Consider the following 15,482-nt stretch of genomic DNA (forward strand, 5'->3'; position numbering starts at 1 on the left):
GGCGCGCACAAAAAAAATGCTGCCCGGCCTGATGGCCGACCCGCCAACGCCCCTCATGGCCGCCGCGAGGCCCGGGCCGAAGGTTCTGCTCTGCGCAGGCCCCAACCTGTGGCTGAACCTGAAGCGCCGGCAGGCGTGCGTCTCAACAAGGCCATTGCCGCCACAGGCCATTGCTCACGCCGCAATGCGGACGAGCTTATTCTTGCTGGCCGCGTGCGAGTTGACGGCCAACCCGAATCAAACCCGGCGCGGCGCGTGCTGCCTTTTGAAAGTATTGCCGTTGATGGCCGAATTTTGTCGGGCCCGCAGGCCTTTACCTATCTTATGCTCAACAAGCCCGTGCAGGTGGTTTGCACAGTAAGCGACCCGGAAGGCAGGCCCACAGTGCTGGATTGCCTGCCGCAGGAATTCAAGGGGCTGCGTCTTTATCCTGTTGGAAGGCTTGATTATTTTTCTGAGGGCATGCTGCTTTTGACCAACGATGGCGATCTGGCGCAGCGCCTTACCCATCCCCGGCACCACCAGCCCAAAACCTACGAAGTGCTGGTGCGCGGCGCAGTGCCGGAAGACGCCCTTAAAACCATGCGGCGCGGCATGCGCCTTGCTGAAGGCGAAGACCTGCTGCCCGTGGATGTGACCGCCCAGCCCGCCGCTGGCAATACCTTGTTGCAAATGGTGCTTCGTCAGGGCTTTAACCGCCAGATTCGCCGCATGTGCCGCGATTTGGGGCTTACCGTGCTGCGCCTGTGCCGCGTTGCCCAGGGGGCCTTGCGCCTTGGCAACCTGGCAAGCGGCAAGGCCCGGCCCCTGACAGATGCAGAAATTACCAACTTGCGCGAAAGCGCAGGCCTGACCGCCATCCGCTAGGTGTAGTGTTCCAATAGGTTGCAGCCTGCCCGGCTCCACGTTATTTGCCTAAAAAAAGCGCAGCCGCACCCGGTTTAACGGTATTGCGGCTGCGCCTATATCATTTTTTTGGTATATCACTTAATATATACAAGAAATCTCTCGACAGTCACGGTGTCAGCCTTTGTCACCAGCGCTTGACTTCCCGCACGGGAATCAGTCCTTGCTTTTCAGCAGCTGCTCCAGAAAATCAATGGCGTCCTTTTGCACGGCCTGAAGGTGATCCTCACCCTTGAAGCTCTCTGTGTAGACCTTGCAGATGGCTTCCGTGCCAGAGGGCCGCACGGCAAACCAGCCATCATCGCTGACCACCTTTACCCCGCCAATGGAAGCATCGTTGCCGGGTGCGCGGGTGAGCACACTGGTGACTGGCGAGCCGCCCAGGGTTTTGAGAGTGACGCTTTCGGGCGTAAGTGCCGCCAGTTTGGCGCGCACGTGGTCGTCTGCCGGGGCATCGAGCCGCTGATAGGCGGGCGCACCCAGGCGTTCGGTCAGCTTGGCATAGAGTTCGCCGGGTGACGACTGCTCCACTGCCATCATCTCTGCCGCCAGCAGGCACATGAGAGGGCCGTCTTTGTCTGTGCTCCAGGGCGTGCCGTCAAAACAAAGGAAGGACGCACCAGCGCTTTCTTCGCAGCCAAGGCCGCAACGCCCGTTGAGCAGATAGGGCACAAACCACTTGAAGCCCACGGGCACTTCCACCACCGGGCGGCCAAGCTCCTTGGCTACCCGGTCGAGCATGGCGCTTGTAACCAGTGTTTTGCCAATACCGCGCTGCGCGGGCCACTGCCTGCGGGTGCGGAACAGATACCAGGCGGCAACGCTCAGGTAGTGGTTGGGATTCATGAGCTCCTGGCGCGTCACTACGCCGTGGCGGTCAGAATCGGGGTCGCAGGCAAAGCTGAGGTCAAAATGGTCGCGCAGATCCAGCAGGCGGCTCATGGCATAGGGCGAGGAACAATCCATGCGGATTTTGCCGTCCTTGTCGCAGGGAACAAAGCGAAAGGTGGGATCAACCGCCCTGTTCACCACTTCCAGATCAATGCCGTAGGCATCGGCAATGGGTTCCCACATGGGCAGGCTTGCGCCGCCCAGCGGGTCAACGCCAATGCGCAAGCCCGATGAGGCAATGGCCTTCATGTCCAGCACCCCGGCCAGATCCTGCACATAGCTGCCAATAAAGTCGTACTCTTCCACCAGAGACGATGCGCGCGCGGCGCGCAGATGCGTAAGCTTTACGCCCTTGTTGCCGTTCTCAAGGTAGGTATTGGCGCATTTTTCAATCTGGCTGGTTACCTCAGACTCGGCAGGCCCACCGTGGGGCGGATTGTACTTGAAGCCGCCGTCGCGCGGGGGGTTGTGTGAAGGGGTGATAACAATGCCGTCGGCAAGGCCGTTGACACGGCCCGCGTTCCACTTGAGCACCGCATGCGAAATGGCGGGCGTGGCCGTGTAGGTTCCGCCCTGCGCAATGCGCACAGAAACGTTGTTGGCTACCAGTACTTCAAGCGCAGAGCGAAAGGCCGCCTCGGAAAGAGCGTGCGTATCGCCGCCCAGAAACAGAGGGCCATCAATGCCTTTGGCGGCGCGGTAATCGCATACTGCCTGGGTGATGGCATAGATGTGCTCTTCGTTGAAGCTGCACAGCACCGAAGTGCCACGATGCCCCGAAGTGCCGAATGAAACCCGCTGGGCCGCAAGCGCCGGATTGGGAAATTCCGTGTAGTAAGCGCTCATGAGCGCGGGTATGTTCTCCAGCTTTTCCAGCGCGGGCAGATGCCCGGCATCGCTATGCACAACCGGCATTGATATTCCTCCAAAAGAGATGGCTGATCAGACTATAGGCCCAATTGTACGAGGCCGCAACGCTGCACTGCTGCCGGTGCGGCTGGTATGGGCAACCCAGAAATGGCTGTACTCGCGCAGATCGGGCCCTAGACTTCGTTAAGACACAATTTTTTAAAAAATTCGCGGTGTTGTTGCAGATTGGGGTCGGTAATTTCGCTGGCAAGTATGCCGTAGGCCGCCCTTATGAGGGTAGATCTTTTTTCAAGCGACTGTTCAAGCCGTTCTTTGTGCGCGTGGGTTGCGCACAGCTCGGCCAAAATCTGGGTCAGCCGCACGGCGCGCACGGTGTCGGTATGCCGCTGCCTCACTGCCCTGCTGCCCGCACTGGCCACATCGGCCAGCATTTGCGGCTGGGCGAGCGCACTGGCCGCAATGGCTGCCGCCGCTCGCGCATCGTTGCGCGGAAAAGTGGGCAGAATCTCCTGCTCCGGGGCAAACAGCTCTTCAAGGCCGTTGCCGCAGGTTTCCATCAACAGAGCCGCGCCGCAAGACATGGCCTCAAAACAACGAAAATTCACTTCGGAGGCTGCGGTCTGGTTCAGGGCAATGCGGCTGCGCCCAAAAATGGGACGATAATCGCCGGTAAGAATAACCAGCGGTTGCTGTGCGCGAAAAGCCTTGAGAAAAGGTTCCCGGTCAGGATTGTTTTTGTGCCCCAGGGTTCCCACAAAGCTTACGGGAATATCGCGCTCGTCAAAATCTGATTCGGCGGGCGAAAACTGCGGGCAAAAAAGCGGAAACCACTGTGCGGCCATGCCCTCTTGCGAAAAGAGCTCCACATATTCCTTTTGAGCCACAAGGGTGGCGTCGAAACCCCAGGAATAGGGAATGTGCCAGGGATTGCAGTAGGTATCGATGGAATAGCGCACCGCAGGCCACGGCACATTTTGCGGGTCAAGCAGCTGGGGCATGTTGCCATCGTCACAGTAAAACAGGGCGTCCGGCTTGAAATCGGCAGCCTCAAGGCGTTGCAGCAGATGCCGCACGGTATAGGGGTGTGGGGTGGGTAAATCCGCGTGCGAACCGGGGTGGACGGTAAGCGTGCGGTGCCCTAGACGGTTGAGGGCGGGAACCAGCAGTGGCGCGCCCATGCAGAGTATGCGTAAGCTCATGGATAAAAAAAAGGGCTGCCCCCCGCTAGAGAGGCAGCCCGAATGTTTGATGCCTGTTATTTGCCCAGGCTCACTGTGCGGAAGTACACATCGCCACGCCGCGAGATTTGCAGCATCACGGCACCGCGCGCAGCGCCCTCGTCGTTGACGATCTTGGACAGTTCCGCAGCACTGCGAACCGGCTTGAGGTTTGCCTTGAGAATCACGTCGCCAGGCCGCAGATCGGCTTCGGCAGCGGGTTTGTCAGGGTTTACGTCAATAATCAGCAGGCCTTCGTTCTTTTCTATCTTGAGGTCACGGCGTTCTTCATCCGTAAGCTGACGGACAGAGATACCCAGCAGACCTTCATTCTTCTGCTTCTGATCCTTGTCATTCTGGTCGGCAGACTGGTTGGTTTTGCGCTCGCCAAGGGTCACCGTAAGGTCGGTGGTCTTGCCATCGCGCCACACCGTGATAGCCGTTTTGCTGCCAGGGGCCTTGTCGGCAATGGCACGCAGCAGGGCTGCGGCATCGTCAATGGCCTTGCCGTCTACGGCAACAATGATGTCACCGTCCTTCATGCCAGCCTTTGCGGCAGGCTCGCCTTCCATCACGTTGCCCACAAGTGCGCCCTTGGCTTCCTTGAGGCCCAGTGCCTTGGCGGTGTTTTCTTCCACATCCTGAATGCCCACGCCAATCCAGCCACGGCTGATCTTTTTGCCCGACTTGATCTGGTCAACAATCTTGGCGGCCATGTTGCTGGGTATGGCAAAACCAAGGCCCTGCCCGCTGGCAAGAATGGCCGTGTTTATGCCTATGACCTGACCGGCCATGTTGAGCAGCGGGCCGCCGCTGTTACCAGGGTTGATGGACGCATCCGTTTGCAGAAAGTTATCAAAGGGGCCAGCGTGTATGTTGCGGTTTTTGGCCGAAAGAATACCCGCCGTCACCGTATGATCGAGGCCAAAGGGGTTGCCAATGGCCAGCAGCCACTCGCCCACCTTGAGTTCGTCAGAATTGCCAAACGAAAGGAAAGGCAAGGTTTTTTTGGTTTCAATCTTCAGCAGGGCAAGGTCGGTTTCTTCGTCCGCACCAACCAGCTTGGCTGTTACGGGTTCGCTCTTGCCGTTGCTCTGGTCAAGGGTTACGCGAATAACATCCGCATCGGCAACCACATGATTATTGGTAACAATATAGCCATCGGCGGAGACAATAAAGCCAGACCCCAGAGACTTCTGCTTCGACTGGGGGCGCTTGCCACCGCGCTTGCCGCCAAACTGATCAAAAAACTTGTCGAATCCTGGCGGCATATTGCGGAACATTTCCCCCATGAGATCGTCCTGGCTGTTGCCGCTGGCCTTCTTTTCCGTACCGATATTCACGACCGCCGGGCCGCTTTTGGCCGCAAGATCGCTAAAATCGGGCAGATTAACTGCCTGGGCAAGCTGCGATGCCGCGAGAAAGGTCACGGCAAGCATGGCTGCAAGACATTTTTTTATCATCATGGAAAAGCTCCTGGTTACTTATTTTTCAGAGCCTTTTGCAAAGCCTGTGCCATGATGTTCATTCCAGAGCCGCCGGTGGAGCTTCCGGCTGCTGCATGCTGCTTCCAGGCCTTGTCTTCAGCCGGTTCGGCAGGCTGCTCGCCTTCGGGGGCCAGGCTGATACGACGGGCTGCGGTGTCCAAATTTTGTACAGTCAGGGTAACGGCATCGCCCTTGTCCAGTTTGCTGTACTGCTTGCCCTGCTTGGAGTTTTTGATAACCCCGGCAGGCAGCAGGCCGGTGATGCCGGGCGCCAGCGTGATAAACAGGCCATAGGGGGTGCGGCTTTCAACCGTGCCGTTGACCGTGGAGCCCACGGCAAACTGCTGGGCGGCTTCCTTCCAGGGGTCACCTTCGGCATCGCGCAGGCTCAGGGAGATACGGCGGTTTTCAAGGTTGATTTCCTTAACCTTGACCGAAACGGTATCACCGGCAGTCAGCACGTCTTCGGCCTTGGCCACGCGCTTGGTCCACGACATTTCAGAAATGTGAACAAGGCCTTCAATGCCGGGCAGCACTTCCACAAAAGCGCCAAAGGGAGCCAGGCGCACAACCTTGCCGGAAACAACCGCGCCGGCTTCAAGGCGTGTGGCCACGTCCTGCCAGGGGTCGCCCTCGGCCTGCTTGCGCGAAAGTGAAATGCGCACATGGCCCTTGCTGTCCTTGCTGATGGAGATAACCTTGGCGCGCACGGTGTCGCCCAGCGTCAGGGCTTCGTCAGGAGCCCCCACCCGCGACCAGGAAAGCTCGGAAAGGTGGATCATGCCTTCAACAGAAGGCGCAAGTTCCATAAATGCGCCAAATGCTGCAAAACGCGTGATCTTGCCCTCAACGGTATCGCCGGGCTTGAGGCTTTCAAGCAGTGCGTCAAGTTGTTCGGCGCGTTCGCGTTCAATAATGGCACGGTGCGAAACCACAACATTTCTGCCCCGGTTTTCAACCCGGATAACCAGAAACTGCATGCTGCGGCCCACAAGCGCGGTTGCGTCTTCTGTCGCAGCAACGCCGATCTGGCTGCCGGGGCAGAAAGCCGATTTGCCAAGCACGTCAACAGTATAGCCGCCCTTGCACACGGCGGTTACGCGGCCATCAACCGGAACTGCCGCATCGCGGGCTTCTTCAAGCGCGGCCACGCCGCTGCCGCTCATGGAGCGGGAAAGGCGAATCTCTTGCGAAGAAACGCCGGTCACCCACGCTTCGAGGCTATCGCCGGGCTTAACGCTTTCATTGCCCTCAGCGTCAAGAATGTCCTTGCGGTCAATGATGCCGTCAACCTTGATGCCCACGTCCACAAAAACGCTGTCGCCGGTAATGGCAATTACAGTTCCGGTCACTTTTTGGCCGGGCTGCAAACGGCTGGATGCGGTTTCGTGGGCCGCCAGCATGGCGGCAAAATCCTCAGCGCCTTCCTCCGACATGGAGGTTGCGATCTTGTCCTCGGTCATAGTTTTCCTGCTCCTTACAAGCTGGGCTTATTGCTCAAGTCCGTTATATTACGCCATCCGCACAAGGAAAACAATTGTCTTTTTGAGCCATGTTTTTGAAGGCTGCCGCTGGGCCCCTGAATCAAATTTATACAGGTGGATATTTTTTGATCACACCGCTCAAAAAAAATGTGGACTCATCCTGTAGGTCTTGTTTTCAGGCAAGGCTTGGATGCAATAATATTTATAATTTTACATGACACACTGTTAGCTACTATTTTCTATTATACTGTGTAAACAAACAATACCATGAACAAGCATATGTTAAAAAAATAATTTTATTGCTTTTTAATCGCATGTTTTGCTATAGCACTTTTCGACTGATGCTTTATATTGCATGTTGTTCCCAAGTAGAATGAGCAATCAGTTTATGTTAAACAACGCTTATTCATTTATTTGTAGGCAATAAATGAATTAAAATATTTTTTTGACAATTGTTAAGAAGTTTTCTTGTAGTTATATTTTAAAAGAAGAAAATTTTTTATAACCAGAGAAAATATATTTTTCTGCAATAAAGGAGGAAATAATATTTATAATATTGCTTCAAGCAGTATTAGTAAAAATTTATGAGGGAATATGCTGTATAACAAGACATTATAAGGCCAACAGCCAGGATAACAGCTATGAAGTATTTGAATATTTTGTATGTTCAGGTTCTCATTGCCATATTCATAGGCATTCTTTTGGGGCATTTTTATCCTGAACTGGCCGTTAAAATGCAGCCCTTGGGCAAGGGTTTCATCAACCTGATCAAAATGATCATCGCACCGCTGATTTTCTCAACAGTTGTTACCGGCATTGCCGGTATGAAGGACATCAAGGCTGTTGGCAAAACCGGCGGTATGGCCCTTGTTTATTTTACGGTTATTACCCTTACGGCCTTGGCCATCGGCCTTGTGGTGGTAAACCTGGCCCAGCCCGGCGCGGGCATGAATGTTGACGTAAGCACCTTCAACGCCGCCGACAAGAACATTGCCGCCCAATACGCCGGCAAGGCCAAAGACAATAATATTGTCAGTTTCTTCCTTAATATTATTCCCAACACCTTTGTTTCGGCCTTTACCAGTGGCGAGATTTTGCAGGTACTGCTGGTGGCTATTCTGTTTGCCTTTGCCCTGAATTACAGCGGCGAAAAGGGCAAGCTGTGTTTTGACCTCATCAAGAGCCTTTCTGAAGTGTTGTTCAAGGTCATCGGCATCATCATGCATGTGGCCCCCATCGGCGCTTTTGGCGCAATGGCCTTTACCATCGGCAAGGAGGGTATTGGCTCTGTTCTTGTGCTGGGTGAGCTTATTGTGTGTTTTTACGTCACAAGCATTCTGTTTGTGGTGTTCATTCTGGGCAGTATTGCCTTTAGCTGCGGGTTCAATATCTTCAAGTTCCTGCGCTATATCCGCTCCGAGCTGTTCATTGTGCTTGGCACTTCTTCTTCAGAATCTGTGCTGCCCAACATGCTGCGCAAAATGGAAAAAGCCGGTTGCAACAAGAGCGTGGTCGACCTGGTCATCCCTGCCGGGTACTCGTTCAACCTGGACGGTACGGCCATTTACCTGACCATGGCCGCCATCTTTCTGGCTCAGGCCACCAACACCCCCATGCCCCTTGGTGATCAGCTGGTGCTGCTGGGCATCTTGCTTATCTCGTCCAAGGGTGCGGCGGCTGTTACCGGCGGCGGCTTTATCGTGCTTGCCGGTACGCTAAGCTCGGTTGGCAGCATCCCGCCCGAAAGTATCGCCGTTATCTTTGGTATCGACCGCTTCATGTCTGAAGCGCGCGCCCTTACCAACCTGGTAGGCAACGGCGTTGCCACCATCTTTATCTCAAAAGTTACTGGAAACCTTGATTCTGGTAAGCTCAACGAGGTTCTGGATCAAAAAAAACAAGCAGGTGAGGCTGTGCCCGCAGTGCAGCCCTAGCAAATCCCTCAAAAATCTGTGCCCGCCTGTAGAAAATTGTCTGGCGGGCGCAGATTTTTTCAATTCCCGCCAACCAATCCAACTCCTGATTCGTCTGTCAGCCACGCGCCAGCAGGCGATTTTTCTTTATTCTCGCCCCATCTCGCTGTAGGCTTGCGTATGTGCTGAGTGGTGTTTTGCTGCATGGCAAATACAAGCAGGTGAAAATGTATGGATACCAGCATATTTGACGCTTACTGGGCAGATAGGCAACCCGACCGCTCTGATATGGCAGATTTCTGGACCCGCCGCGCAAGCTCGTTTAACGCGCACGGCAACGAGCCGGATTCAAGCGCCTACCGGCAGGCCCTTGTTGCCAAGATTGCCAAACGGGCAGGTATTGACGGGCAAAGCGCCGTGCTTGATGTGGGCTGTGGACCAGGAAGGCACGCTCTCGACTTTGCGCAACTGGCTGGTAACGTTGAAGGCTGCGATATCGCCCCCGGCATGATCGAGTGCGCCACTGCCAATGCCGCAGAGGCCAGCGTGGGCAATGCCAGTTTTAGGGTGCTGGACTGGGCAGCGGCTGATCTGGAAGAACTGGGTTGGAAAAAGCGTTTTAACCTTGTATTTGCCTCGCGCACCCCTGCGATTTACGACCGCTCTACCCTCAATAAAATGACCGAAGCTTCGGCGGGGCATTGCTGCCTTCTCACTCAGGTGACGGGTGACAATTCTGTACGGCGCGCGCTTGCGCCCATTGCGGGCGAGGACAAACACGATGAAATGAGACGCCGGGGGCTTTATTGCGCCTTCAATATTCTCTGGCTTCAGGGGTATTATCCCGAAGTGGAATATTGGGAACGTTCGTGGGATTCTGAATGTGCGCTGGACGAGGCCATCTTGATGTACACGCGCCACTTCAACAATAGTGGGCAGCTTACGGAAGAACAACAGACTGCCATTGCTGACAGGCTGCGTCACATGAGCAATAATGGAGTTATACGCGAACAGGGCCAGTCGCGGGTTGCCCTGCTGTTTTGGAGCGCCAGATCATAGGCGCAGCATGCAGGGGCGGTAAAACTGGGCCAGATTAACCAGACATGTGGCCAGATTTATGGTCAGAATCAGGCCAGAATCGGGGGCCAGTCATCAGGCAGATATCAGGCCAAAACAAAGGCTGTCCACAGGGCTGATTGCTGGCCAGACCAGGTGGCCAGACTAGGTGGCAGATTACCGGCCAGCCAACTGGCCAAACTGCTGAACCATCCAGCGCAGGCCGCTTTTGCCCGTGCATCGCCCCCCTGCCCGTCTAGCTCTTTTCGATCAGCCAGGTTCTGAGAGGAAAGGCCGTTTCTGTCCAGTGCGATTTATATTGCATCTTTGGGCCATCGAGAGGCCCCATGTCATAGCGTTGCACGCCTTCCTCGCAAAGCCAGCGTATTTTTTCGATCTGCATGAGGTTGCCGAGCGACAAAGCCTGGCAATCGTGCGCGTAGCTGAATTGCTGCCCACGGTACACCTGCCCCGCCAGACCGCCAAATATAAAACCCACGTCCTTGTCATCGCGGCGGGCAAAGATCACCCTGGCCCCCTTTTCCGGGGCCAGCCTTTCAAGCAAAAATGCATAAAAATCGCATATGCCGGGTTCGGCCATGCCGCAGTGGTCAATGCCCTTCCAGCTGGTGCGCTCCACGGCGATCATGCGGGTGTAGGTGCTTTTTGCTTCCTCGGCAGTGGCGGGCAGCACACGTTGGTAGTAGATGCCATGTTCTGCCGCTTTTAAGGTGGCCCGTTTGAGATTGCGGCGCAGATTGGCTGAGCGGCGCGAAAGAAAGCCATCGAGCCCGCCCGCAAGCGAGGCAGAGCCCTGAATACCGGCCTTTACCAAATGCGCCTGAAGCTGCAAGCCTGTTTTGTTCAGCAACTGCTGCACATAGGTGAGCCCCGGCCCAAGCCCCCCCACCAGAATTTTGGGAAAGTTCGGCGCGTAGGTTTTTGCAAAAAAATGTACTGCTTCGGCAAAAAGCTGCGGGGCTGCGTCACCCAGCAGGGGGCAGCCAAAAAACCACGAAGGCTCAAGCGGTGTGATGTAGATTTCGTCAGCTGAAACAAGGCCTTCGGCAAAGGCAATAACACTGCCCTCTGCCTGGGCTATCAAGAGCCGTCTTTTGGGGCCAAAAGCATCATGAAAGGCCAGCTGCCACGATGGCGTGCAGCAGAAAGGGTCTGTATGGCTGCCGTGCAGGGCGGCTTGCAGCCAGGTGTCGTACTGCTCCGGCTTGGCGTTGTGGGGCAAACTTATAAACTGCATGTATTCAACCGGGCAATAACAAGGCGTCTATGCCATGCGCACTGCGCAACAAAAGCATAAAAACGCAATGAAAGTTGATTTAAGGGTATTACGACAATGATTGGGGCCCGCTGCGGCAGCACAAAACTGACCAGTCAGTCCTTTGTCGCAGAATCCCGCTTCTTCTTTTCTTCAAGGTACTGCTCTTCATCAATCAGGGTGCTGCCGCACCTGGGGCAGCACAGCAATTTAAAAAGCAGGCGGAATTTAAAGATCACTTCGTCCACAAATCCTGTCGGGCAATAAAAAACATCACCACAGCGCTTGCAGCGGTAAACGGTTTTTTCTTTCATATTTATGCCCCCAGTGCAAACGTGGATGATTCTAAAATTAGCACGCATCATAATTATTATCAATATGATTGGAAATTGAGCATTATGCGACACAAACAATACAGGAGCGCAAAACCCAAGGTTTTATACTTCTCGGGCGCTGCCAGATTTGTATAATCGTCCTTAACGCACGGATTCTGAAAAAAGAGGAGGCAGCCCCCTCCTTGGGGACTGCCCTCCGCCCTATGAATAATGCCGAGAATGCTAGCTATTGAATGTATACTCTTGCCAGGGGATGCGTGCAGGATCGATATTGCTTAAAAAATTAACAATATCTTTTCGGCCAAAATATTCTGGCGTTCCCTGTGAATCTTGCCGCATGAGAATAATTGGCATGTCGGAAAAGTAGACGCTAAATGCATTGGCAGCTTCATCTCTGCTGCCAGGTGTGTTGAAAACATGGTTTTTGACAACAACGATGGCAAAGGTGACACCCTGTTCCTTGATAACTGCGCCGTGTATTTTTTCCATACTATCTCCTATATTGTTTTACTGATAGTATGCCAAGTTTAGCTGTTCATCAAGTCCTTTTGGGCTATACCGGCTCTTTGGGGCTCTACCTCAAAGTCCCGGCATAGCGGCATCAAAAACATCGACAAACAAAACAAAGGCGCTCATGATTCCTGTATCAACAGAAAGCATGAGCGCCTTATATATTTAGCACGTTATGTGCTGTATTTACTGGTAGCAAGGGAGGGATTTGAACCCCCGACACTGCGGGTATGAACCGCATGCTCTGACCAACTGAGCTACCTTGCCGTGTCTGCGCCTCGTTAGCGCGACGATTTATTTATAAAATTTGTCGCACCTTGGCAAGCATTTTTTTTAGTTCACCATAAAATAATATACGAAGGGGGCAATCAGCAGCCGGTAAATGGCAAAAGGTACCAGCGTAAGCCGCCCCATCAGGCGGATAAAAACCTTAACAGCCAGCAGGGCCGCCAAAAACGAGCCGATCATACCCACCGCAAAAAAGGGAATATCGGCAGAGCTGAACAGATGCCAGCTTTTCAGCATGTCGTAGCCGGTGGCGGCAACCATGATGGGCACGGCGGCGATAAACGAATACTCTGCCGCCAGCGAACGCTTGGAACCAAGCAGCATGGCCCCCATGATTGTCGATGCCGAGCGCGAGAATCCGGGCCAGAGGGCAAGACACTGAAAACAGCCAATACCCAGAGCAAGCTTTGGGGTCATGTCATCAAGCGAAATATACGAGGGCTTGAACTTGCGGCGTTCAACCAGAATCATCACAATGGCACCCACCACCAGAGCGCCCAAAACCGTTACGGGGCGAAAAAGGTAGGTTTTGATGGTTGAATGCAGCAAAAGCCCCAGCACACTGGCGGGCAGCGATGTAAGAATAAGCAGCATGATGCCCCGCATGCCCGCAAAGCGCACGTAGGGCTGGGGCCGCACAAGGCCCCAAAAGCGCTTCCAGTACAGCACCACAACGGCCATGATGGCACCGAGCTGAATAACCACTTCAAAGGTGGCGGCCTTTTCACCCGAAAAATTGAGCAGATCGCCCACCAGAATCAGGTGTCCAGAGGATGAAACGGGCAAAAACTCCGTCAGGCCCTCAACGATGCTCAGAATCAGCGCAGTAAACAAATTGTCCATAAAACCCTCTGGCCCGCTATGCTGTCGCCGACTGAGGAATGTTTTGCCCAGCAAGGGCGCAGCATTGCCAAAAGACGGCACAACGGCTATGGGTGAACAAAAAAGGATATCTCCATGACAACCATTATGCCGCAAGGCGAACTTGTGCGTAAAGCCGCTGCCTTTTTGGCAGAACAGCGGGCTTTGCAACCCGGCAAAAGCCTGGCTGCCCTGCTTGACGAGGCAGGCATGCGTTTTAACCTTACCCCGCTTGACGCAGCCGCTCTTGAGCGTTTGTTCCGCGAGGAGCAGGCAAAGGCCAACTGATCAGCCAGCATTGGCTGCCTTCGCAGTATGCCTGCGGGCCTGCGCAGACGTCGCGCTTCTTTGAGCAAGAGGCGCGACGCCGCATTATTTAGACAAATCAGGCAATTTCGCTGCCGTCGGGCACGTCGCGGTCTACGGCCAAAAGGCCCAGCGCGCTGTCTGAACCGGCGGTGAGCACCATACCGTGCGAAACCAGCCCGCGAATTTTGCGCGGGGCCAGGTTGAGCACAGCGCACACCCTTTTGCCCACCAAATCTTCAGGCGCATAGTGCTCTGCCAGACCAGAAAGAATCTGGCGAAGCTCACCCTCTCCAAAATCAATTTCAAGCCGCAGAATGCGGTCGGCGTTGGGGTGCTTTTCTGCCACCTTTACCGTGCCAACCCGCAGATCCAGAGCCTTGAACTGGTCAAATTCCACATTGGGCTTGGCTGCGGTGGCTGCGGCATCCGCCTCGGCGGGCTTTGCTGCCGTGCTGGGGGCGGTTTTTTCCTGCGGCTTCTTTTCCTGCGCCTTTTTCTGGGGCTTGGGTTCCTTTTCCTGCGCGCCCTCTTTCTTTACCTCAATGCGCGGAAACAGGTTGGAGCTCTCTGCCACCACAAGGCCCGGTTCAAGGCCGTCAAAATGGCCGAGCTCGTCTTCGATATTGCCAACAGGGGGCATGCCCTCCTGCACGGGCTGGGCAAGCTGGGCCAGCATTTTGCCCGAAGCCACGGGCATGACAGGCCAGAGGCACAGCGCGGTTTTGCGCATGGCCGCAAGCATCACGTACATGACTGTGGCGAGGCGCTCCATGTTGCCCTGCTTGTAAAGCGCCCACGGGGCCTGCGTATCCACATATTTATTGAGCGCACGCACAAGTTCCCACAGCGATTCAAGCCCTTGCGCAAACTGCACGTTGCCAAAAAGCTGCACAAAATTGCGCATGGAGTTTGCACACAGGTCGGCAATGGCCTTGTCGTCTTCCTGCAACTGCGCAGGCATGGGCACGCGGCTGCCAAAATATTTGGCGGTCATGGAAAGCACCCGGCTGAACAGGTTGCCAAGGTCGTTGGCAAGGTCGGCGTTGATGCGCCCCACAAGGGCCTCGTCGCTAAAGCTGGCATCAGACCCAAAGTGCATTTCGCGCAGCAGAAAATAGCGGAAGGCATCGGGCCCAAAACGCTGTGCCATGTCGCTGGGTTCCACAACATTGCCCAGTGATTTTGACATTTTTGTGTCGCGCACAAGCCAGTAGCCGTGTACGTTCAGGTGTTCGTACTGCGGCAGACCGGCAGATTTGAGCATGGTGGGCCAAAATACGGCGTGGGGCTTCAGAATATCCTTGGCCACCAGGTGTTCGCCGGGCCAGAATTTTTTAAAGGCATCGCCATCGGGCCATTCCAGGGCGCTTATGTAGTTGAGCAGTGCGTCAAACCACACATAACACACGTAATCCTTGTCAAAAGGCAGCTCAATGCCCCAGGTGAGGCGCGACTTGGGCCGCGAGATGCACAGGTCTTCCAGCGCGCCCGACTCCAGCATGGCCAGCACTTCGCTGCGGTAGCGTTCGGGCCGGATAAATGAGGGATTGTCGGTAATGTGCTGCTTGAGCCAGGGCAGATATTTGGACATGCGGAAGAAGTAGTTCTTCTCGCTGATAAATTCAGGCTTGGTCAGGTGCTGGGGGCACAGGCCGTTTTCCAGCTCTTTTTCTGTATAGAAGCGCTCGCAGCCGTAGCAGTAATGCCCGCCAAATTCGCCAAAATAGATGTCGCCCGCGTCGTAGACCCTTTGCAAAAAGGCCTGCACGGCCTTGATATGTTCCGGGTCGGTGGTGCGCACAAAGCGGTCGTTGGCCACATCGAGCTGGGGCCACAGGGCACGGAACCGGGCGCTGATGGCGTCCACAAATTCCTTGGGCGTCTTGCCTTCCTTTTCCGCAGCCTGAACAATCTTGTCGCCGTGTTCGTCCGTGCCGGTGAGGAACATGGTATCCTCGCCGATGAGCTTGTGGTAGCGGGCCATGGCGTCGGCAACCACAGTGGTATAGGCATGCCCAAGGTGGGGCTTGGCATTAACGTAGTAGATGGGCGTTGTGATGAAAAAGCTGTTCACTCAAG

Annotated in this window: 13 protein-coding genes and 1 tRNA gene; 4 read left to right on the forward strand and 10 right to left on the reverse strand. The window is 55.0% G+C overall.

Features of this window, described 5'->3' with window-relative positions:
* Positions 1–108: 108 nt before the first annotated feature.
* Entirely contained in the window at positions 109–867 is a 759-nt protein-coding gene (locus tag ACE3NW_RS00970; protein ID WP_374279509.1) for a pseudouridine synthase, read from the forward strand.
* 195 nt (positions 868–1,062) lie between these two features.
* On the opposite strand, the gene pgm is transcribed toward ACE3NW_RS00970, so the two are convergent.
* The 4 genes from pgm to ACE3NW_RS00990 form a co-directional block, all read right to left on the reverse strand.
* Entirely contained in the window at positions 1,063–2,712 is a 1,650-nt protein-coding gene (gene pgm, locus ACE3NW_RS00975; protein WP_374279510.1) for a phosphoglucomutase (alpha-D-glucose-1,6-bisphosphate-dependent), read from the reverse strand.
* Positions 2,713–2,840: 128 nt separating this feature from the next.
* Complete coding sequence (locus tag ACE3NW_RS00980) at positions 2,841–3,866, reverse strand: glycosyltransferase (RefSeq protein ID WP_374279511.1); 1,026 nt, start codon at positions 3,864–3,866, stop codon at positions 2,841–2,843.
* A gap of 56 nt (positions 3,867–3,922) precedes the next feature.
* Positions 3,923–5,350 (reverse strand): DegQ family serine endoprotease, encoded by a 1,428-nt coding sequence (locus ACE3NW_RS00985; RefSeq protein ID WP_374279512.1) that lies wholly within the window; start codon positions 5,348–5,350, stop codon positions 3,923–3,925.
* Positions 5,351–5,364: 14 nt separating this feature from the next.
* The gene (locus tag ACE3NW_RS00990; RefSeq protein ID WP_374279513.1) at positions 5,365–6,834 is read right to left on the reverse strand and encodes a 30S ribosomal protein S1; all 1,470 of its coding nucleotides are present in this window, start codon (positions 6,832–6,834) and stop codon (positions 5,365–5,367) included.
* Between the two features lie 662 nt (positions 6,835–7,496).
* Between ACE3NW_RS00990 and ACE3NW_RS00995 the strand changes: the two genes are divergently transcribed.
* Both ACE3NW_RS00995 and ACE3NW_RS01000 read left to right on the forward strand, forming a co-directional pair.
* Positions 7,497–8,789, forward strand: coding sequence for a dicarboxylate/amino acid:cation symporter (locus ACE3NW_RS00995; RefSeq protein WP_374279514.1), 1,293 nt, complete (start codon positions 7,497–7,499; stop codon positions 8,787–8,789).
* A 210-nt stretch (positions 8,790–8,999) separates the two neighbouring features.
* A complete protein-coding gene (locus ACE3NW_RS01000; RefSeq protein WP_374279515.1) occupies positions 9,000–9,827 on the forward strand; it encodes a class I SAM-dependent methyltransferase in 828 nt (275 codons plus the stop codon).
* 253 nt (positions 9,828–10,080) lie between these two features.
* Here the strand turns inward: ACE3NW_RS01000 and ACE3NW_RS01005 are convergent, their stop codons facing one another.
* The 5 genes from ACE3NW_RS01005 to ACE3NW_RS01025 form a co-directional block, all read right to left on the reverse strand.
* The gene (locus tag ACE3NW_RS01005) at positions 10,081–11,082 is read right to left on the reverse strand and encodes a GNAT family N-acetyltransferase (protein ID WP_374279516.1); all 1,002 of its coding nucleotides are present in this window, start codon (positions 11,080–11,082) and stop codon (positions 10,081–10,083) included.
* Positions 11,083–11,216: 134 nt separating this feature from the next.
* On the reverse strand, positions 11,217–11,414 hold the full coding sequence (locus ACE3NW_RS01010; RefSeq protein WP_374279517.1) for a hypothetical protein: 198 nt from the start codon (positions 11,412–11,414) through the stop codon (positions 11,217–11,219).
* 243 nt (positions 11,415–11,657) lie between these two features.
* Positions 11,658–11,924: a hypothetical protein gene (locus ACE3NW_RS01015; RefSeq protein WP_374279518.1), complete on the reverse strand. Its 267-nt coding sequence runs from the start codon at positions 11,922–11,924 to the stop codon at positions 11,658–11,660.
* A gap of 211 nt (positions 11,925–12,135) precedes the next feature.
* Positions 12,136–12,212: transfer RNA gene (locus tag ACE3NW_RS01020), tRNA-Met, on the reverse strand.
* A 66-nt stretch (positions 12,213–12,278) separates the two neighbouring features.
* On the reverse strand, positions 12,279–13,076 hold the full coding sequence (locus ACE3NW_RS01025; RefSeq protein WP_374279519.1) for an undecaprenyl-diphosphate phosphatase: 798 nt from the start codon (positions 13,074–13,076) through the stop codon (positions 12,279–12,281).
* 114 nt (positions 13,077–13,190) lie between these two features.
* On the opposite strand from ACE3NW_RS01025, the gene ACE3NW_RS01030 reads away from it, so the two are divergent.
* Positions 13,191–13,382 (forward strand): hypothetical protein, encoded by a 192-nt coding sequence (locus ACE3NW_RS01030; protein WP_374279520.1) that lies wholly within the window; start codon positions 13,191–13,193, stop codon positions 13,380–13,382.
* 97 nt (positions 13,383–13,479) lie between these two features.
* Here the strand turns inward: ACE3NW_RS01030 and metG are convergent, their stop codons facing one another.
* Complete coding sequence (metG, locus tag ACE3NW_RS01035; RefSeq protein WP_374279521.1) at positions 13,480–15,477, reverse strand: methionine--tRNA ligase; 1,998 nt, start codon at positions 15,475–15,477, stop codon at positions 13,480–13,482.
* Positions 15,478–15,482 lie beyond the last annotated feature (5 nt).

Source organism: Desulfovibrio sp., from assembly GCF_041907885.1.
GTDB lineage: Bacteria > Desulfobacterota > Desulfovibrionia > Desulfovibrionales > Desulfovibrionaceae > Desulfovibrio.